Origin of the sequence: Pseudoxanthomonas winnipegensis, assembly GCF_004283755.1 — a bacterium.
Lineage (GTDB): Bacteria > Pseudomonadota > Gammaproteobacteria > Xanthomonadales > Xanthomonadaceae > Pseudoxanthomonas_A > Pseudoxanthomonas_A winnipegensis.
This window is the reverse complement of record NZ_SHMH01000004.1, coordinates 224,465-244,198: the sequence shown is the minus strand read 5'-3', so window position 1 is coordinate 244,198 and position 19,734 is coordinate 224,465. Positions and strand designations below refer to the sequence as shown.

The window sequence follows — 19,734 nt, the reverse complement described above, 5'->3', positions numbered from 1 at the left end:
ATTATCCCAGAACCTCGCCGCCAAGCGGCCGTGACCCAGGCCACGGCCGCGCCGGTCAGGCCGCTTCCACCTGCAGGGTCATGCCGTCGGTGGACACCACGCGCACCGCCGCGCCGGCGGGCAGGTCGGGGCCTGCCACGCTCCAGTAAGTGTCGGCGAGCTGGATGCGGCCACGGCCGCGCACGATGGGCTGCTCGAGCACGGCGGTCTGGCCGACCAGCTGTTCGGCGCGCCGGTTGAGCAAGGGCTTGTCGCTGATCTGCGCACGGGCGCGGAACCAGCGCCGGTACACCAGCACCGAGGCGATGGCGAAGACCGCGAACAGCGCCGCCTGCGGCAGCACCTCCAGCCCGGGCGCGACCAGCATCACCAGCACCATCGCCGTGGCGGCGAAGCCCAGCCACATCAGCGAGGCGCCGGGCACCAGCGCCTCGGCGGCGAACAGCACCAGCGCCAGGCCGGCCCAGAACGCCAGGCGCAGGGTCGCCGCGTCAAACGCCGGCACGCGGCACCTTCGGCGGCATGGCCGGCGGCCGCGGGCCGTCCTCGCCCAGCGCCTGGCGCGCCAGCTGCGCGATGCCGCCGAGCGAGCCGATCATGCCCGAGGCCTCCATCGGCATCAGCACGAACTTCTGGTTGGGCGCGGTGGCCAGTTCCTTGAACGCCTCGACATACTTCTGCGCCACGAAGTAGTTGATCGCCTGCACATCGCCGTCGGCGATGGCCTGGGACACCAGGGTGGTGGCCTTGGCCTCCGCCTCGGCCAGGCGCTCGCGCGCCTCGGCCTCGCGGTAGGCGGCCTCGCGCTTGCCCTCGGCCTCGAGGATGGCGCTCTGCTTCTCGCCCTCGGCGCGCAGGATCTCCGACTGGCGCGCGCCCTCGGCTTCCAGGATCGAGGCGCGCTTGTCGCGCTCGGCCTTCATCTGCCGGGCCATCGAGTCGACCAGGTCGCGCGGCGGCTGGATGTCCTTGATCTCGATGCGGTTGACCTTGACGCCCCACGGACTGGTGGCGTGGTCGACCACGCCCAGCAGGCGCGCGTTGATGGTCTCGCGGTTGCTGAGCGACTCGTCCAGGTCCATCGAGCCGATGACGGTGCGGATGTTGGTCTGCACCAGCGCGATCATCGCCTGGTCCAGGTTGGACACCTCATAGGCCGCCTTGGCCGCGTCCAGCACCTGGAAGAACACCACCCCGTCCACCTTCACCACCGCGTTGTCCTTGGTGATGACCTCCTGCGAGGGCACGTCGAAGACCTGCTCCATCATGTTGACCTTGCGGCCGACGCCCTGCATGTAGGGAATCAGGATGTGCAGGCCCGGGCTGAGCGTGTTGGTGTACTTGCCGAACTGCTCGACCGTGTACTCGAAGCCCTGCGGCACCACGCGCACGCCCTTGAACAGCGTGACCACGACGAAGACCACGATCAACGCGGCCAGGATCATTCCCGTTCCCATTGCACTCCCCTTGCCTGTCGCCCGAGGCGGGCGCTCCCGAGCACGATTATAGGGGCGCGCCTGGGGATGCGCCGCCGTGCCCGGCGGCCGCCGCGCCTTCATCGATCGGCGGGCGCCGGCGCGGCTTCTACGTACCTGGCGAACACCGCATCGGTGTCGGCGGCCTTGACCTTGCCGCCGTGCACCAGGGTGTCGGCCTGCTCGAACAGCGGCATCACCATCGCCATGCCATCGAGCTTGGTCTTCAGGTGCAGCCCCGGCGGCGCGTTCAGGAATCCGGCCCAGCGCGCACGCACGCCGGCCCAGAAATCGCTGGTCGCCTTCCAGTAGGCGTAGGCCGGCGCGAAGTCGACCTGGCTGTCGCGGCGATAGTCGTCGAAGCCGAACTCACGCGCGATCTCCACCTGGCGGCCGTCGGGCCTGCGCAGCACCTTGGTGTTGAACTGCTCGTGGCTCCAGCCGTTGGGCGTGACGGTGTGGCGGTTGACCACGCGCAAGGCGTTGTAGTCGCTGCGGCGGGTGTACTCGCGGCGCGGCAGCGGGCGCCAGCTCTCGTCGCTGGTCCAGGTCGCCACCTCGCCGCTGTAGGTCCAGCGACCGGTGCCGCAGTAGCGCGGCGCGTCGCTGACCTCGTACACGCACTGGGTCCAGGCGCCGGCGGTCTCCTGCGGCGACAGCGCGCGCACGGTCCAGGTCTGGTCGGCACTGAACTCGAACCGCCGCGGCGCCTGGTAGACCCAATCCTCGCGCCAGTGCTTGGTGACGTGGCCGCTCTTGCCGTCGACCAGCAGGTGCTGCAGCACCACGCGCGTGGGCGTGTCCTCGACCACGACCACCGCCTCGTCGGCACTGCTGCGCATGGCCGCGGCCCGCTCGTAGCCGGGTTGCAGCAGCACGGTCTCGTCGAAGGCGAAGTCCACCGCGAACTCGCCGGCGATCTTCAGGATGGCCGCATGGTCGCGCGCCGGATCGGCGGATTTCGCATGCGCCGGTGCGAGCACGGCGAGGGCCGCGAGCGCGGCGATGGACAGGCGACAGGACATGGAAGGCGTTCCTTTGACTTGGGACAGAGGCTGGAACCCGCCAGGCGCGGGTGTCGTGCGGCGGTGTGCGAGGCGCATGCGCAGGCTCACCATTCCACCGTCAGGCTGGCCGAGACGGTGCGGCCCGGACTGGTGTAGCGATCCAGCGTCGCGCTGCTGGCCAACGTGCCCACCGGCACGTCGCCCGGGCTGAAGTACTTGCGGTCGCCCAGGTTGAACACGCCCAGGTTCACCCGCGCGCCGGGCGCGAAGTTCCAGTGCGCCAGCAGATCGGCCACGCCATAACCGGGCGCGCGGAAGTAGGTCGCGTCGGACACCCGGTCCTTGCGCCGGGCGAACGAACCGGCCAACTCCACGCCCCAGGTCGGCGCGTCGTAGATCAGGCCGAGCGTGCCGGTCAGCGGATCGATCGTGTCCAGCGGCACATCGGCGGTCAGGTCCTGCCCGTGCGACCAGGCCGCGGCCGCGCGCAGCGACCAGCCGCTCCAGCCGGCCAGCGCGCCCAGGTCGATGCCGCCCTTGAACTCGCCGCCATAGATGCGCGCCCGGGACACGTTGCGCGACTGGAACACCATCAGGCCCTGCGCGTTGTAGCCCACGAAATCCTGCGACTCGATGAAGTCGTGGTAGTCGTTGCGGTAGCCGGTCAGCGCGGCGTACACCGCCGGGCCGGTGTAGCGCAGGCCCAGCTCGAAGCCGTTGCTGGTCTCCGGCTTGAGGTCCGGGTTGGGGATGGCGGTGTAGCCGAACTGCAGATTGGTGAAGCCCAGGTTGGCGTCGTTGTAGGGCGGCGCGCGGAAGCCGCGCGCGTAGCCGCCGTACAGCGACCAGTCGCCGGCGAACTTCCACACCGCGCCCAGCTTGGGCGAGACGCTGGTCTTGCTCAGGCCGGTCACGGCCACACCCGGGTTGTCCTCGACGAAGATGGCGTCGGGCTTCGGGTCCAGGTCGTAATGGTCCACGCGCACCGCCGGCACCAGGCTGAAGCGCTGGCCGAAGGCCATCTCGTCCTGGACGTACAGGGCCGAGGTGGTGGTATCAGTGATCGGGAAGTCGCGCACCGGGAAGACGTCCGGCGACATTACATTGGTGCTGGTGCCGTTGGCGTAGGTCACCCGGCCATCGCGTTCCTGTTCGGTGCGCGTGCGCTGCAGGTCCAGGCCGTAGCGCAGGGTGTGGACCACGCTGCCGGCGTCGATGGTCTTGAGCAGGTTGACCTGCACGCCGATCTCGCGCTGGTCGAAGTCGAAGCGCCGGTCGCGGCGATGCTGGCCCAGGCTGGCGGTAGTGCGCAGCTCGTGGGTGTCCTGCGTGGTCTGGCTGTCCTGCCAGTAGACCTGCCAGTCCAGGCTGTCGGCCAGCGCCCAGTCCAGCGCGTCCAGTTCCTGGGCCAGGGCCACGCGTTCGCGCGACGGGTGGTCGTCGCCGCGCAGGTCCAGGGTGGTGGCGCGGGTCGAGGCGGTGTAGCCGCGCGAGGTGAGCACGTTGGTGCCGGTGTCGTCGCGGTTGCCCTCCACCGTCAGGCGCAGGCGGTTGGTCTGCGACGGTGCGTAGACCAGTTTGGTCAGCACGCTGGTGCCGTTGCGATCCTGCGGATTGGGCGCGGTGCGGGTATTGGCGGCGGTGCCGACCAGCGCCAGGCTGCGATCGTGTCCCATGTTCTCCTGCGCCTGGCCCTGGCGATGGCTGACCGCGGCCAGTCCGCTCCAGCGCTCTCCGCCGAAGGCGGCCGTGGCGCCGGCGAACAGGCCGTTCCAGTCGCCCGCATAGCCGAACTTGAGGCCGAAGTAGGCGTCCTTGCCCGCCTTCAGATAATCCGAAGGGTCCTTGGTGACGAAGGCGACCACGCCGCCCAGCGCGTCGGATCCATACAGCGCGCTGGCCGGCCCGCGCAGGATCTCCACGCGCTTGACCGTGTCCAGGTCGACGAAGTTGCGGTTGGCATTGGAATAGCTGCCGATGGCGAACGCGTCGGGCACGCGGATGCCGTCGGTGAGGATCTGCACGCGGTTGGCTTCCAGCCCGCGGATGCGGAAACCGCCCAGGCCGAAGCGCCCGAAGCTGGATGTCACCGACACGCCGGGCTCGTAGCGCACCAGATCCTTGATGTCGAAGACCAGGGTCTGGTCCAGACGCTGGCGCTCGATCACATCCACGGTGTTGGGCACGTCGGACACCGCGCGCTGGCTGCGGGTGGCGGTGACCTGCAGCGGATCGAAGTCGTGCGTGGGCAACGCATCGCCGGCCGCGCCCGGCGGAGTGACGGAGGAATCGGCGGCGCGCGCCGGGGACGCCAGCGCGCAGACGAGCGCACAGGCAAGCAGGGAAACACGCAACGTCGGCATGACAGGCCCTTTGCAAGGTGATCCGGCAGGCTGGCGCGACCGTGCACGGTCGAGGCTGGCGCCCAGGAGGATGAGGAACACGCGGTGACGCAGGGCCACCGCAAGGTGAGGTTCAACAGGGAAGCGCCGGTCGCGGCGATCCCGACTTGGCGATGTCGTCCCGGCCAGGCGCAGGCGCCCGGGCTTCAGTCGGCCGCGCGCGCCTCAGGCAAGCGCGGCCCGGCGCGGTCGCGCCCGTCCCAGGCAGGCGGCGCACGCCATCGGACGAGGCGAGCCAGTGGCATACATAAGGGGGATGCGCGCGAAGTCATCGACTGGCTTTCAGGTCGGGCCTGAACACATAGTCGGCCAGGTCGCCATGCGCCGCACCGACGCCCACCGACTGCAGCGCGGCCTGTGCGCAGCAGCAGTCGTCCCACGCCGCCAGTTCGGCGCCCTCGGCGTGCACGATCTCGCGCGTAGCGGCCGCGCCCAGCGCGGAGACCGGCGTCAGGCTGGCGGCCAGCACCGCCTGCGCGCCGGCGGCTGCCAGGGCATGCAGGCGCACCGGACACGCACGCCACTGTTCGCCGGTCAGGCGCCGGGCCAGGCGCTGCCACAGCCGCTCGCTCACCCCGCGCCCATGCGGGTTGCCGGCCGCTTGCGCCGGCAGGCGCGCACTGAGCTGGTCCCAGGCCAGGAAGTCGCTGTCCGGCAGCAGGCACAGCCGCCAGCAGCAGGCGCCGTCGCGGTCGAAGAACAGCAGGCTCTCGCGCAGCCCGTCGCTTTCCACGCCGGACTGGATCGCCGCGCGCACCGCCTGGTTCCAGCCGGCCAGCTCGCTGCCCTGCTGGGCGCGATACAGGCACAGCACGGTGCCCAGCGCGGCCAGCTGCTGCGGCAGCGGCAGCGGGCGGGTCGCATCGGCGCGCGCGGGCGGCGCAATCGTATCGAGGGTCATGACCGGCTCCTGGGGGGCGGATGGCGTCAGGCAGGTGCACCGGCGGCGACAGCGGCCCGCGCGCGGCGATGGTGAGAGAGGGAGCGCCATCGCCGCGCGCGAACTGGCCGCTGCCGCCCGGTGCGGGCGCGAACACGGCAGCGGGCGCTCCATCGCCCGCCAAACCAAGACTTACTTGGTCAGGATCAGCTTGTCGTTGCTGGTATGGCGCAGGCGATACACGCGGTCGCCGTGCTGGATCAGGATCTCGCGGCGGCCCTTGAGCAGGGCTTCGCTGTTGAGGGTCTCGGCCGGGGGCACCACGCGCGGGCTGCGCTCGGCGGCGCGCGTGTCGGCGTGGGGGAAGGCGATGGTGTTGGCGGACATGGGGCAGCTCCTGTGTGGTTCGCTGTGGATGATAATCATTCTCATTGAAGAGTCAAATGGTCCTGATTGAATTTTTCGATGGTCATCGCGCTTCCGATTCTTTATCCGCACACGCACCACGGCGGCGTGGGATGCACGGGGCCCATGGCAGACTCGTCGCTGTCGGATCGAGCAAGGACACGGCGTGAGCCCGCGTGGTCGCTTCAACCTGGTGATGGGCGTGCTGGTCCTGGCGGCCGTGGGATTCGGTGTCTGGCGCTGGCGGCGGCAGGCCGACGAGGCGGCCGCACTGTCGGCGCGGATCGCCGCGCAGACCGCGCAGGCGCAGCGCGCCTTCGCCGCGCGCAACGATCCGGCCGGCGCGGCGCCCCCGCGCACCGACGCGCTCGCCGCCTCCGCCCTGCCCCCCTGGAGCGAACCGCTCGGCGCCAATCTTCAGGCCGTCCTGCGCCGGGCCGATGCCGGCGAGGCGGCGGCCGCCTGCCGGATCGCGGTGGAACTGATGCTGTGCGCCGCGCCCTCGCCCGCCGACGCCGGCCGCGACCGCTGCCAGGGCGTAGACGCCGGGCTGCGCGGCAAGGCCGCGTTCTATCTGCGCAAGGCGGCGCTGGCCGGCAACCGCGACGCCCTGCTGCGCTACGCCGCCGGCCCCTTCCCGCAGGCGGCCCAGGCCCAGGACCACGAGCGCTATCTGCAGGACCCGGGCTTCGCCGACTGGTATGGCGAGGCCGTGCCGATGCTGCAGCGTGCGCTGCAGGCCGGCGATCCGCGCGCGGCGCTGCTGCTGGCCAACGCCTACAGCGACGATCAGGGCCTGCTCGACGCGCGCGTGCCGGACGACCCGGCGCTGGCCTATCGCTACCGGCTGCTGCTGTCCTACCTGAAGGCCGGCCCGGCGCCGGACGTCTCGACCCTGGCGCTGCGCCAGCGCGTGGACGCCGAACGCCAGGCGCAGCGGCTGTTCCGCGAGGCCTTCGGCAGCCGGGCGCTGGCCGCGCCGGTGTCCGCCGACCTGGAGCTGCGGCCCGACGATCCGGCCGCCGCGCCCTGCCAGTAGCACCGGGCGCGGCGCCCGCACGGACCGCGCCCGCCAGGTCCCGGCCCCTGCCGTCCGGCGCCCGTGGCGCGGTCTTTCGCGCCGCCTCGCCTTGCCGCGCCCGTCCCCCTCACTTAGGCTGCATCGCTTCGACGTCGCGTGGTCTTGGGGATCGCAATGCTGGAAGGTGTATCGCGGGCCGCGTTCGGCCTGTTCGGGCTGGTCGTGCTGCTGGGCATCACCTGGCTGTTCTCCAACAACAAGCGCGCGGTGGACTGGCGCCTGGTGGTGACCGGCGTGGCGCTGCAGATCGGCTTCGCCGCGCTGGTGCTGCTGGTGCCCGGCGGGCGCGATGTCTTCGACTGGCTGGGCAAGGTGTTCGTGAAGGTGCTGAGCTTCGTCGGCGAAGGCTCCAACTTCATCTTCGGCAGCCTGATGGACGTGCCCAAGGCGGGCTTCATCTTCGCCTTCCAGGTGCTGCCCACCATCATCTTCTTCTCCGCGCTGATGGGCGTGCTCTACCACCTGGGCGTGATGCAGGCGGTGGTGCGGGCGATGGCCTGGGCCATCACCAAGGTGATGCGCGTGTCCGGCGCGGAAACCACCAGCGTCTGCGCCAGTGTGTTCATCGGCCAGACCGAGGCGCCGCTGACCGTGCGCCCGTACATCCCGCGGATGACCGAGTCGGAGCTGATCACGATGATGATCGGTGGCATGGCCCACATCGCCGGCGGCGTGCTGGCGGCCTACGTGGGCATGCTGGGCAATGGCGATCCGGTGCAGCAGGCCTTCTATGCCAAGCACCTGCTGGCGGCCTCGATCATGGCCGCGCCCGCCACCCTGGTGGTGTCCAAGATCCTGATCCCCGAAACCGGCACGCCGCTGACCCGCGGCACGGTCAAGATGGAAGTGGAGAAGACCACCAGCAACGTCATCGACGCGGCCGCGGCCGGCGCCGGCGACGGCCTGCGCCTGGCGCTGAACATCGGCGCGATGCTGCTGGCCTTCATCGCGCTGATCGCCCTGCTCAACGCGCCGCTGACCTGGTTCGGCGAATGGAGCGGCCTGGCCGCCGCGATCGGCCGGCCGACCAACCTGGCCACGATCCTGGGCTATGTGCTGGCGCCGGTGGCCTGGGTGATCGGCACACCGTGGGTAGACGCGACCACGGTCGGCTCACTGATCGGGCAGAAGGTGGTGATCAACGAATTCGTCGCCTACACCGAGCTGGCGCGCATCGTGAACGGCCAGGTGCCCGGCGTGTCGCTCAGCGCCGACGGCAGCCTGATCGCCACCTACGCGCTGTGCGGCTTCGCCAACTTCAGCTCGATCGCGATCCAGATCGGCGGCATCGGCGGCCTGGCCCCGGAGCGCCGCGCGGACCTGGCGCGCTTCGGCCTGCGCGCGGTGCTGGGCGGCTCGATCGCCACGTTCATGACCGCCACCATCGCCGGCGTGCTGAGCCACTTCAGCTGAACCACGTCGCCCGCGCGCGCTGACCGCGCGCGCCTCGTTCAGCATTGCCGACGCCGTTCGCCGCTAGGCCTGTGCCGCGCTGCGGCATACTGACGCCCCCGACGGCGGCTTTGCGGCCGCCGTTTTTATGTTGGATTCGAAGAAGAGATGTCTATGAGTTCTGTCGTTGTCGTCGGCTCGTTCAATGTCGACCACGTCTGGCGCTGCGATGCGCTGCCCACCGCCGGCGCCACCATCGCCGGGCGCTACAGCTCCGGCCCCGGCGGCAAGGGCTTCAACCAGGCCATCGCGGCCGCGCGCGCGGGCGCGGCGGCCACGTTCGTATGCGCGCTGGGCGGCGATGTCGGCGGTGCGATGGCACGCGCCCTGGCCGAGCAGGATGGCGTGCAGGTCGTCGCCGAAGCCAGCGACGAACCCACCGGCACCGGCGGCATCTATGTGGACAACCACGGCCGCAACACCATCGTGATCGGCCCCGGCGCCAACTTCACCCTGAGCCCCGGCTTCATCGCCCAGCAGCAGCCGCTGCTGGCCGGCGCGCAGGTGGTGCTGGCGCAGCTGGAGTCGCCGCTGGAGAGCATCGAGGCGGCGCTGACCAGCGCGCGCGCCGCGGGCGTGACCACCATCCTCAACCCTGCCCCGGCCAACGCGGTGGCCAGCATCGCGCTGCTGCGCCAGAGCGACATCCTGACGCCCAACGAGACCGAGTTCGCCGCCCTGCTGGGCCGCCATGTCGGCCAGCGCATGGAAGGCGACGATGTGGCCGCGCTGGACGGCAACACGCTGCACGGCCTGTGCCGCCAGCTGCTGCCCGGCGGCACGGTGGTCATCACCCTGGGCGCGGTCGGCGCCTTCGTCTCGCACGAGGACGAGCATCTGCGCGGCGACGCGCAGGCCTATTACCGCGTGGCGGCCGACACCGCGCAGACGGTGGACACCACCGGCGCGGGCGATGCCTTCAACGGCGCGCTGGCCGCCTCGCTGGCGCATGCGCCGCAGGCCGCGTTCAACCTGCACGTGCGCTTCGCCAACCGTTTCGCCGCCCGCTCGACCGAGAGCGAAGGCGCGGCGGTGTCGATGCCGCGGCTCACGCCGGAAAGCTGAGAAGCGCGTGGAGGAATGAGTAGAAGCACCTGCTTACGTCTTGCTCCGCTCACTCCCCACTCCTCTTCGCTCACCCCTCGCCCATGCACATCGGCCCCTACAAGATCGAACCGCCGCTGATCCTGGCGCCGATGGCCGGGGTCACCGACAAGCCGTTCCGGCAGCTGTGCAAGCGGCTGGGCGCGGGCCTGGCCGTGTCGGAGATGACCATCTCCGATCCGCGCTTCTGGAGCACCGGCAAGTCGCTGCGGCGCATGGACCACGAGGGCGAGCCGGCGCCGGTCAGCGTGCAGATCGCCGGCACCGAGCCCGCGCAGCTGGCCGAGGCGGCGCGCTACAACGTCGACCACGGCGCGCAGATCATCGACATCAACATGGGCTGCCCGGCCAAGAAGGTGTGCAACGCCTGGGCCGGTTCGGCGCTGATGCGCGACGAAGCGCTGGTCGCGCGCATCGTCGCGGCGGTGGTCCAGGCCGTGGACGTGCCGGTGACGCTGAAGATCCGCACCGGCTGGGACGCCGAGCACCGCAACGCACCGACCATCGCCCGCATCGCCCAGGACGCCGGCATCGCCGCCCTGGCCGTGCACGGGCGCACGCGCGATCAGCAGTACACCGGCGTGGCCGAGTACGACACCATCGCCGCGATCAAGGCCGCGCTGGACATCCCCGTGTTCGCCAATGGCGACATCGACTCCCCGCGCAAGGCCGCGCAGGTCCTGCGCGATACTGGGGCCGACGCGGTCCTGGTCGGCCGCGCCGCGCAGGGACGGCCGTGGATCTTCCGCGAGATCGCCCACTACCTGGCCACCGGCGAGGAACTGCCTCCGCCCACGATTGGCGAAGTGCGCGACCTCCTGCTCGGCCATCTGCAGGCCCTGCACGACTTCTACGGCGAGCCGCAGGGCGTGCGCATCGCGCGCAAGCACCTGGGCTGGTACGCGAAGGACCGCCCGGAGAACGCCGCCTTCCGCGCAGTGGTCAACCGCGCCGAGAGCGCCGAGGAACAGCTGCGCCTGACGCGCGACTACTTCGACGCGCTGGAGGCCGGCGTGGCGGCCTCGTTCGCCGACGCCGCCTAGGACGCAGTGCCAGGGATCAGCCGGCGACGATGAACCGGGTGGCGTCGTCGATGAAGCTCTTCTCGCCGATCGGCGCTTCGTTGGAGCCGAACGGCATCTGCGCGGTGATGGCCCAGGACGCCGGCACATTCCACGCCTTGGCCGCCTGCGCTTCGATCACCTGGTTGTAGTGCTGCAGGCTGGCCCCGATGCCGATGTCGGCCAGGGCGGTCCAGACCGCGTACTGCGCCATGCCGGCCGAGTGCGCCGAGAACATGGGGAAGGCATCGGCGTACAGCGGAAAGCCCTGCTGCAGGCCCTTGATCACGTCCTGGTCCTCGTAGAACAGCACCGTGCCGATTCCGGCGGCGAAACTGTCCATCTTGGCCTCGGTGCTGGCGAACTGATCGGCCGGCACCATCGCACGCAGCGCCTGTTTGGTCAGCGACCAGAACTGCTCGCTCTGCTCGCCGAACAGCAGCACCGCGCGCGAGCTCTGCGAGTTGAACGAGGACGGCGCCTGGCGGATGGCCTCCTGGATCAGCCAGGTGATCTCCTCCTTGCTGGCCTGGACGTTGCGCCCCAAGGCGTACTGGGTACGACGCTTGCTCAGGACCTGGAGGGCTTGGTTGCTCATGGGGGTGTTCCGTGTGGTGGGTGGAGGGGGGACAGGCCGGAGCGCCGCGCCGGGCGCGGCGCCTGCCCGGGCGCCTGCATGCGCTCGCCGCGCGTGCGGCCTACTTCTTGGGCGGGAAGACCCCGCGCGGGATGCGCACATGGATGCCCTGGCGACCGTCGACCACCTGGGTCACGCCGAAATCGGCGGCCACGCTCATCAGCGAATAGGCGTCGTTGCGCGAGAGCCTCTGCTCCTCGGTCAACAGATGCAGCATGTCCAGCGAGGCATTGCGCATGGCCACGTTCAGGTCTTCGTCGAAGCCGTGCACGATCCAGCAGTCCGGCGCCTCCAGCAGCGGCGAGGGAAACTGGAAGTCCTTGCGCACGATCACCTGGAACAGCACGTTGAGCGAGGACTCGATGGCCGTGCCGCTCAGTTCGCCGTCGCCCTGGGAGATGTGCGGATCGCCGATGGAGAACAGGGCGCCGTCCACCTGCACCGGATAGAACATGGTGCTGCCGGCGCCGATGCGCCAGTTGTCGATGTTGCCACCGTGCGCGCCGGGCGGAATGGTGCTGACCCGGCCGCGGGTGTCAGGCGCCACCCCGGCGGTGCCCAGGTGCGGACGCACCGGGATGCGCACCCCGTCCAGCGCCTTCCGGCGCTTGCACTCGGGGCATTCGGTGATGGTGCCGGGCACTTCGTACTTGCCTTCGAAGTCGTAGGCGTACAGGGCGAAGGCGGTCTGCGAGTTGGCGTCGAGCTGGTAGATGGTGACCCGTTCGCGCTCGCCGAACTCCTTGTACAGATAGCCCCAGTTGGCTGCCAGGTTGGAGCCGTAGCGCACCCGCGGCTGCATGTGCAGGTAGCGCACCTCGAGCATGTCGCCGGGCTTGGCGCCCTCGACGTGGATCGGGCCGGTCATGATGTGCACGCCCGGGTTGCGGTCGCTGGGGTCGATCTCGCGGAAGATCCGGGTGATCTTCTCGTCCATCATCAGCTCCGGCGCGTCGCCGGCGTGATGGGTGATGGCCTCGGCCTGGATCAGGTCGCCGCTCTTGACGCGCAGCACCGGCGCGATCCCGGGATCGAAGTATCCCCAGTGCACGGTCTCCGGCGTGGCTTCCAGCTTGTGCAGGGCGCCGGGGAGCGTGGTGTCCTCGGGACTGGCCAGTGTGCTGCTCAACGTGGGCTCCTTGGGTTCGGGTTCGCTGCGGAGGACGACGGGGAGGTCCGGCGCCTCTGCATTGCCGATGAGTCTGCCGAGCGGGCATCGCGGCGATCTTGCCCAGCCACGCATCAATAGTTGGACGGCCACGGTCGGCACGGCCCGGGCGCGTCGTGACCGATCAAGAGATTTGACGCCGCCGCTCAAGCCGGCGCGGGGCGCCGGCGCGCACGCTGACGGGCACTTCCTTCCGGACGCGGCCAGCATGATCGAAACCACACTCTCCCCGGCGATCGACTTCGGCCTACCTTCGGACCGCGGCGGCAAGGACCTGGGCGTGTTCCTGCCGATGGCCAACGGCGGCTGGATCCTCTCCACCAACACCCCGACCCTGGACGGCTCCTACGCCTACAACCGCCAGGTCGCCGAGCTCACCGAGCAGCACGGGCTGGACTTCATCATGGCCATGGCCAAGTGGCGCGGCTACGGCGGGGTGACCGAACACTGGCGCTATTCGCTGGAGTCGCAGATGCTCATGGCCTCGCTGGCCACCGTCACCAGCCGGGTCAAGGTGTGGGCCACCGTGCACACGCTGCTGCAGAACCCGGCGGTGACCGCCAAGATGATCGCCACCCTGGACCACATCAGCCAGGGCCGCGCCGGCCTCAATGTGGTGACCGGCTCGTACAAGGACGAGTTCGCGCAGATGGGCGCCTGGCGCGACGAGGTCGGCCACGACGCCCGCTACGACCTGGGCGCCGAGTGGATCGAGGTGATCAAGCGCCTGTGGAGCGAGCCGGCGGTGCACTTCGACGGCCAGTATTTCCACATGGACGACTGCCAGTCCGACCCCAAGCCGATCTCGCGGCCGCGGCCCTTCCTGGTCTGCGCCGGGACCTCGCCGAAGGGCATGCAGTTCACCATCGATCACATGGATGCGATCTTCCTGGGCGGCAGCGATCTGGACGATCTGGCCAGGAAGAGCCGCATGGCCAAGGAGATGGCGACCGCCTCGGGCCGCAAGATCAAGACCTATACGATGATCAACCTGGTCATCGGCGACACCGACGAGCAGGCCGCCGCGCAGGCCGAACACTATCGCGAGGGCTTCGACGAAGGCGCCTTCCACGGCATGCTGCGCGCCTACGGCTTCCTGGATGCCGAGGTCGGCAAGGAGAACGCCTTCACCCGCAAGGCCCGCAGCGGCTTCATCAGCGAGCACGTGGCCGGCTCGGCCGAGACGGTCGGGACCCATCTGATGAAGATTCTCGACGACTGCGACCTGGATGGCCTGATGCTGATCTTCCCGGACTATCTGCACGGCCTCCCGCTGTTCGCGCACAGCATCCTGCCGCGCATCCGCGCGCGCTTCCCGCACGGGCACACGCCGTGAGCCCACCGGCCGACACGCCGGCCTGGCCGGCGCCGCTGGTCGAGGCGGCGCGCCTGGGATCGATGCTGGAGCCGACGCGCACCGCGCTGGTGGTGATCGATGTGCAACGCGACTTCGTCGCCGCCGATGGCGCGCTGGGCCAGGCCGGTGTGGACATGGCGCCGCTGCAGGCGCCGCTGGCCCGGATCGAGCGGCTCATCGCGGCGGCGCGCGCGGCCGCTGTCACCGTCGCCCTGGCCCGGGTGGTCACCGAGCGGGCCACCGACAGCCGCGCACTGCGCCTGTTCTATGCGCGCCAGGGCCTGCCGCCCGAAGCGCTGGAGCTGTGCCGGGCCGGCACCCCGGGCGTGGACTACTACCGCATCGCCCCGGCGACCGGCGACATCGAGGTACGCAAGCCGCTGTATTCCAGCTTCCACGGGACCGATTTCGAAACGCAGCTACGCGCACGCGGCATCGACACGCTGGTGGTGTGCGGCTTCTCCACCGAGTGCTGCGTCGATTGCACCGTGCGCGACGCCTTCCACCGCGACTTCAGCGTCTTCGTGGTCGCCGATGCCAGCGCGGCCTACGAGCCGGCGCTGCACCTGTCCACGCTCGATGCCCTGGCCAGGAACTGCGCGCTGCTGGTGGACACCGCGGCGGTGCTCCAAGTCTGGCAGGCGGGATCCTAGCCGCGCGCGCTCGGCAAGGAAGGGCCCCTCGGACGGCGGCCCGCCTGCCCTAGCCGCCGAACACCATCGAGGTCATGCCCAGCGAGGCGTGCTGGATGAAGTCGTTCTCCATGCGCACAGGCTCGCCGGCCGCGCGCGCACCCAGCACGTACAGCAGCGGCCAGAAGTGGTCCGGGGTCGGCGCCGACAGCCGCGCGTCCTCGCCCTGCGATGCGAAGTCGATCACCGCCTGCGGCCGGTCCTGGCGCACGGCATCGCCGATGTAGTCATGGAAACGCTGCGCCCACGGGTAGGCCGGGGCATCGGCCGACGACCAGTTCATCCGCGGCAGGTTGTGGACCACGTTGCCGGTGCCGACGATCAGCACGCCTTCCTCGCGCAGCGGCGCCAGGCGCTGGCCGATGGCGTAGCGCTCGGCCGGGTCGATGCCCGCGTCCATGCTCAGCTGCACCACCGGCACCGAGGCCTCGGGATAGGCATGCACCAGCACCGACCAGGTGCCGTGGTCCAGGCCCCACTGGCCCTGGTCGGCGAACACCTGGCGCGGCGCCAGCAGGTCGGCGACCCGCGCGGCCAGCGACGGGCTGCCCGGCGCCGGATAGCGCACGTCGAACAAGGCCTGCGGGAAGGCGCCGAAGTCGTGGATGGTGCGCGGCGCCTCGGTCGAGGTCACGGCGGTGCCGCGGGTGAGCCAGTGCGCCGACACGCACAGGATGGCCTTCGGCCGCGGCAGCGTGCGGCCCATGTCTCGCCAGACCCGGGTCAGCGCGCTGTCCTCGAGCGCGTTCATCGGGCTGCCGTGGCCGAAGAACACCATCGGCATGCGCGGCGCCTGGCTCATGCGGCCACCGCGGCGCGCGCCTGCTTCATGCGCTCCCAGCAGGCGCGGTAGCGCGGCACCAGCCAGGTGTTGAACTGGCGCTGCGCGCCCTCCTGCCAGGAGTAGCGCCCGCGCGGGGCGAAGCGCGAGCGCAGGCCCACCTGCACCAGCTCGTCCACGTGCACGTCCTGGGCATTGATCTGCAGGGCGCGCTCCATGATCTGCTCCATCTTGCGGTCGAACTCCGGGTCCTGCAGCGCGCCGGGCGCGAACAAGATGCCCAGGTCCAGCTTGTGGCTCTCCGGGCCGTCCGCGCGCAGGATCAGATAGATCACCGCGTCGGCGGTCAGCACCAGCGACAGGGTCGGCGGCAGGTTGGCGAAGGCCATGCGGTCGCGCTCCTGCTCCGACAGCCCGGCGAACACCGGCATCAGGGCGCGCTGGGTCGGGTTGAAGCTGGCATCGCGGTGCAGGGTGCCGTTGAGCCGGTAGTAGCCGGCGGTCTCGGCCGGCAGGTCGTCGGGGAACCAGGCCAGCTCGCTGGGCACGTAGTCGTGGAACTCGCCATGGTGCAGGCGGTTGGCGTGATAACCGTCGTTGTTGTTCTCGAACATCACCTTCCAGTTGAACGGATACGGCGTGCCGATCTCGGGCGCCGGACCCTCGGCTTCGGGAATGCCATACCCGGCCAGGATCGGATCCAGGTGCTTCAGGCGCGGCGCCAGCGGCGCGGCGTTGTCGTCGAAGTTGATGAAGACGAAACCCTGCCAGGTCTCCAGGCGAAAGTTGGGCAGGCGGATGTCCTCCTTCTGGAACTGGCAGGTGCGCTCCATCGCCGGGGCGCCGCGCAGGCGGCCGTCCAGGCCGTAGACCCAGTGGTGGTAGGGACAGGTGAAGGTGCGCGTATTGCCGGCGCCCTCGGCCACCAGCATGGCCCGGTGCTGGCACACCGAGGACATCGCCCGCAGCTGGCCGTCGCGGTCGCGGACCACCACGATCGGCTCGTCGACGATGGCGGTGGTGAAGTAGTCGCCCGGCTTGGCAGCCCAGGATTCGCGCCCCACGCACAGCCATTCCCGAGCGAACAGGGCGTCCTTCTCGAACTCGTAGAAGTCCCGGTCGGTGTAGCACAGCGGCGGCAGCGATTCGGCCATCTCCACCGGCAGGATCGAGCTCTCCATGCTGTCGAAGAATGCGTCGTTGCGAAAACCGTCTTTCATGCGAGGCTCCGGCTGGGCTGGGTCGTGCGTGGCGGCGGATGACGGCGCGTGTTGCACGCGCGGTGCCTGCAGGATGCTAGGACAAAGCTCGCCGGCCGGATTGATCGCAGGCGCACTCGCGCGTGTCCTCAATCACCGTCCCACGGCCGGTCCGCACGATGGCTCGACGGCCTTCGCCGGCCGGGTTCACCTTCGGGCGCGCACGCGAACGCAGGCGGATCGACCTCCAAGCAACTTTTAGGGCGCGGCCGATCAAGATGGACAACGGCCCGGGCCACACTGTGTCCTGGCCTGCCGTGCCCGGCGGTGCCCCCTCCCCCCAAACGCGTACGCAGGACTCCGCAGATGCAGCGCAGACACGCGATCATGCTGGCGGTTTCGCTGGCTTTCTTCTTCGTGACCGCCACGACGTTCACCTCGCTGGCGGTGGTGCTCTACACCATGGTCGGCCAGCTGCACTGGTCGCAGGCGGCCGCCGGCTTCAGCTTCTCCCTGCTGGGCCTGGCCTGCGGCCTGTCCAGTCCGCTGCCGGCCCTGACCATGAAATGGATCGGCTCGCGCTGGACCATGTGCATCGGCGCGCTGGTGCTGGCGGCGGGCTTCGCGCTGGCCTCGGTCTCGCAGGGGATCGGGCTGTTCTTCTTCAGCACCAGCCTGATGGGCGTGGGCTTCACCCTGCTGGCGCCAGCGCCGGCGGTGTACCTGCTGGCCAACTGGTTCCCGCATAACTGCGCGCGGATGATGGGCTACTACTTCATGATCGGCGCCTTCGGCGGCGTGGTCGGTCCGCCGGCGGTGCGCGCCATCGTGGCGCTGAGCGGGGACTGGCAGACCTACTGGCGGATCATCGCCGCCGCGGCGGTCGTGCTGGCCGTGGTCTGTCTGGCGTGCGTGCGCGACGTGGCGCGCATCCGCTCGGTCGAGGAGGTCCGCAACGCCGGGGCGTCGCTGGAGCCGCAGGCGCAGGTGCCCGCGCCCACGGCCTGGACCGTGCCGCAGGCGCTGAGCAGCCGGCAGTTCGCGGTCATCGCCCTGGCGATGATGGTGGTGCAGACGGTGGTGACCACCATGCACTCGACCCTGGTGACCCAGCTGACCTTCGTCAACGCCAGCCAGACCGCCGGCGCCCTGGCGATGAGCATGCTGGCCCTGAGCGGCACCATCACCAAGGGCGTGGCCGGGCGCATCGCCGAGCGCCGCGACTCCCGCGGGCTGCTGATCCTGGGGCTGAGCCTGCAATGCGTCGGCTTCGTCCTGCTGGCGGCGGTGCCCACGGCCTGGGCCGCGTTCGTCTTCGCGCTGCTGTTCGGCGTCGGCTGGGGCCTGAGCTGGCTGTGCGCCCACGTGCTGATCCTGCGTTACTTCGGCAGCGCCATCTCCGGCACGATGGTGGCCATGGCCACGATGATGACCACCGTGGCCGTGGTCGGGCCCTGGGCGGCCGGCGTGGTCGCCGACCATCTGGGCCGCTACACGCCGCTGTACGCGGTCTTCGCCGGGCTGCTGGCCCTGGTCACGCTGTCGACCTGGCTGTTCCTGCGCCCGCCGCAGACGCGCGACGACCAGGTGCGAGAGCGCGCCGAAGACCCGCCGGCCGCCCCGGACGCCGCGCCGCTGCGCCTGGCCTCCGGAGTGGAATGAATGACGTCTTGCCCCCCGCCCTTTCCGGCCTGCCACCAGGTCACCGCGCAGGAGCGCGAGGCGATCCGCCGCGGCATCGACCGTGACGAACTGGTCCAGCGCATCCTGGAGCTGTGCAACATCCCCAGCCCGATGCGCGGCGAGCGCGCGGCCGGCGAGTACGTGCACGCCTGGATGCGCGAGGAAGGCTTCGCGCCGCGCAAGGTCGGCCTGGTGGAGGACCGGTTCAACGTGGTCGGCCGCTACGGCGGGCACGGCGACGGCCCCAACCTGCTGTTCACCAGCCACCTGGACACCGAGAGTCCGTTCTACTCGGCGGTGGACCGGCACACCTACCGGCCCGGCGGCGTGGACCGGCGCGAGTGGCTGGAGGCCTGGCTGGAGGGCGAGCGCTTCCACGGCTACGCAGTGGCCAACGACCGCGGCCCGATGGCCTGTTTCCTGCTGGCGGCCACCGCGCTCAAGCGCGCCGGAATCGAACTGGACGGCACGCTGTACCTGACCGCCTGCCCGGGCGAGATCGGACCGGAGCCCGAACCCACCGAAGGCCACGAAGGCATCGCCCACACCGGGCGCGAACTGGGCGCGGCCTATCTGCTGGCCCACGGCGGGGTGGCGCCGGATTTCGCCATCGCCGCAGAGGGCACCGACTTCGGCCTGAACTGGGCCGCCTGCGGCTATTGCTACTACCGCATCACCCTGTACGGGGAGGCGATCTTCACCCCGATCCTGGAACACGCCCGCACCCCGCGCGACAACCCGATCGTGCGCATGGGCCAGGCCATCGCCGCGATCACCGCCTGGGCCGCGCGCTACGAAGTCGAGCACACCTATCACAGCCCCGGCGGCGGCACGGTGGTGCCCAAGGTCCAGATCGGCGCGATCCGCGGCGGCAATCCGCAGGCCATCGGCGCCAGCAGCGAAGCCTGCTCGCTCTATCTGGAGATCATCACCGGACCGCGTCAGCGCGTCGGCGATGTGGACCGCGAACTGAAACGCGTGCTGCGCGCCGCCGGCATCGACGACTGCGAGGTGGAGCCCTATGCCGTGCGCACCGGCTTCGAGGCCGACCCGCAGGCGGTGCAACCGCTGCGCCAGGCCATCGACCTGGCTCACCAGCAGGTCCGCGGCGGGCCGGTCCAGGTGGGCCATCCGGTGTTCTCCAGCATGTGGCGCGACCACAACGTGTTCAACATGAACCGCGTCCCCGCGGTCACCCTTGGCCCGGTGCGCTGGCTGCCGAGCATCGAGGACCTGTACCAGTGCACCGAGCTGTACGCCCTGACCGCGCTGGCGCTGTGCGGCCGCCATCGCAGCGGACAGCCCGGCTGAGCCCAGGCCGGGCAGCTCGATCGGCGCCATCCCCGGGGC

Annotated in this window: 18 protein-coding genes; 8 read left to right on the top strand and 10 right to left on the bottom strand. The window is 70.3% G+C overall.

Annotated elements, in window-relative coordinates; all coding sequences use genetic code 11:
- Positions 1–55: 55 nt before the first annotated feature.
- From EAT51_RS09565 to hemP, 6 genes are all read right to left on the bottom strand, one after another.
- The gene (locus EAT51_RS09565; RefSeq protein ID WP_228257872.1) at positions 56–505 is read right to left on the bottom strand and encodes an NfeD family protein; all 450 of its coding nucleotides are present in this window, start codon (positions 503–505) and stop codon (positions 56–58) included.
- Positions 492–1,457, bottom strand: coding sequence for an SPFH domain-containing protein (locus tag EAT51_RS09560; RefSeq protein WP_130517323.1), 966 nt, complete (start codon positions 1,455–1,457; stop codon positions 492–494). Before EAT51_RS09560 ends, EAT51_RS09565 begins: the two co-directional genes overlap by 14 nt.
- A 98-nt stretch (positions 1,458–1,555) precedes the next feature.
- Complete coding sequence (locus EAT51_RS09555; protein ID WP_130517320.1) at positions 1,556–2,500, bottom strand: DUF6607 family protein; 945 nt, start codon at positions 2,498–2,500, stop codon at positions 1,556–1,558.
- Positions 2,501–2,586: 86 nt separating this feature from the next.
- Positions 2,587–4,845 (bottom strand): TonB-dependent hemoglobin/transferrin/lactoferrin family receptor, encoded by a 2,259-nt coding sequence (locus EAT51_RS09550; RefSeq protein ID WP_130561553.1) that lies wholly within the window; start codon positions 4,843–4,845, stop codon positions 2,587–2,589.
- 307 nt (positions 4,846–5,152) lie between these two features.
- On the bottom strand, positions 5,153–5,785 hold the full coding sequence (locus EAT51_RS09545; protein WP_130517316.1) for a Hemin transport protein: 633 nt from the start codon (positions 5,783–5,785) through the stop codon (positions 5,153–5,155).
- Between the two features lie 171 nt (positions 5,786–5,956).
- Positions 5,957–6,151, bottom strand: coding sequence for a hemin uptake protein HemP (gene hemP, locus EAT51_RS09540; protein WP_165394674.1), 195 nt, complete (start codon positions 6,149–6,151; stop codon positions 5,957–5,959).
- A gap of 184 nt (positions 6,152–6,335) precedes the next feature.
- On the opposite strand from hemP, the gene EAT51_RS09535 reads away from it, so the two are divergent.
- From EAT51_RS09535 to dusB, 4 genes are all read left to right on the top strand, one after another.
- A complete protein-coding gene (locus EAT51_RS09535; RefSeq protein WP_130517312.1) occupies positions 6,336–7,208 on the top strand; it encodes an SEL1-like repeat protein in 873 nt (290 codons plus the stop codon).
- Between the two features lie 156 nt (positions 7,209–7,364).
- Positions 7,365–8,663: a NupC/NupG family nucleoside CNT transporter gene (locus EAT51_RS09530; protein ID WP_130517310.1), complete on the top strand. Its 1,299-nt coding sequence runs from the start codon at positions 7,365–7,367 to the stop codon at positions 8,661–8,663.
- Positions 8,664–8,816: 153 nt separating this feature from the next.
- Positions 8,817–9,767: a ribokinase gene (locus tag EAT51_RS09525; RefSeq protein ID WP_130517308.1), complete on the top strand. Its 951-nt coding sequence runs from the start codon at positions 8,817–8,819 to the stop codon at positions 9,765–9,767.
- 83 nt (positions 9,768–9,850) lie between these two features.
- Positions 9,851–10,849, top strand: coding sequence for a tRNA dihydrouridine synthase DusB (gene dusB, locus EAT51_RS09520; protein ID WP_130517306.1), 999 nt, complete (start codon positions 9,851–9,853; stop codon positions 10,847–10,849).
- A 16-nt stretch (positions 10,850–10,865) separates the two neighbouring features.
- Here the strand turns inward: dusB and EAT51_RS09515 are convergent, their stop codons facing one another.
- Together EAT51_RS09515 and EAT51_RS09510 are read right to left on the bottom strand one after the other, a co-directional pair.
- Entirely contained in the window at positions 10,866–11,465 is a 600-nt protein-coding gene (locus EAT51_RS09515; protein ID WP_130517304.1) for a nitroreductase family protein, read from the bottom strand.
- A 100-nt stretch (positions 11,466–11,565) separates the two neighbouring features.
- Positions 11,566–12,633, bottom strand: a complete 1,068-nt coding sequence (locus EAT51_RS09510) for an acetamidase/formamidase family protein (RefSeq protein ID WP_205953517.1) — start codon at positions 12,631–12,633, stop codon at positions 11,566–11,568.
- 247 nt (positions 12,634–12,880) lie between these two features.
- Here EAT51_RS09510 and EAT51_RS09505 point away from each other — a divergent pair, with 247 nt between their 5' ends.
- Together EAT51_RS09505 and EAT51_RS09500 are read left to right on the top strand one after the other, a co-directional pair.
- Positions 12,881–14,008 (top strand): LLM class flavin-dependent oxidoreductase, encoded by a 1,128-nt coding sequence (locus tag EAT51_RS09505; protein ID WP_130517300.1) that lies wholly within the window; start codon positions 12,881–12,883, stop codon positions 14,006–14,008.
- Positions 14,005–14,682: a cysteine hydrolase family protein gene (locus EAT51_RS09500; RefSeq protein WP_205953516.1), complete on the top strand. Its 678-nt coding sequence runs from the start codon at positions 14,005–14,007 to the stop codon at positions 14,680–14,682. The genes EAT51_RS09505 and EAT51_RS09500 overlap by 4 nt, the downstream gene beginning before the upstream one ends.
- Before the next feature lie 49 nt (positions 14,683–14,731).
- On the opposite strand, the gene ygiD is transcribed toward EAT51_RS09500, so the two are convergent.
- Positions 14,732–15,523, bottom strand: coding sequence for a 4,5-DOPA-extradiol-dioxygenase (ygiD, locus tag EAT51_RS09495; protein ID WP_130517298.1), 792 nt, complete (start codon positions 15,521–15,523; stop codon positions 14,732–14,734).
- Positions 15,520–16,722 carry an aromatic ring-hydroxylating oxygenase subunit alpha gene (locus EAT51_RS09490; RefSeq protein ID WP_130517296.1) on the bottom strand — a complete coding sequence of 401 codons (1,203 nt, stop codon included), beginning with the start codon at positions 16,720–16,722 and terminating at the stop codon, positions 15,520–15,522. Before EAT51_RS09490 ends, ygiD begins: the two co-directional genes overlap by 4 nt.
- Positions 16,723–17,067: 345 nt before the next feature.
- On the opposite strand from EAT51_RS09490, the gene EAT51_RS09485 reads away from it, so the two are divergent.
- On the top strand, positions 17,068–18,363 hold the full coding sequence (locus EAT51_RS09485; protein ID WP_130517294.1) for an MFS transporter: 1,296 nt from the start codon (positions 17,068–17,070) through the stop codon (positions 18,361–18,363).
- Positions 18,364–19,695: a zinc-binding metallopeptidase family protein gene (locus EAT51_RS09480; protein WP_130517292.1), complete on the top strand. Its 1,332-nt coding sequence runs from the start codon at positions 18,364–18,366 to the stop codon at positions 19,693–19,695.
- Positions 19,696–19,734 lie beyond the last annotated feature (39 nt).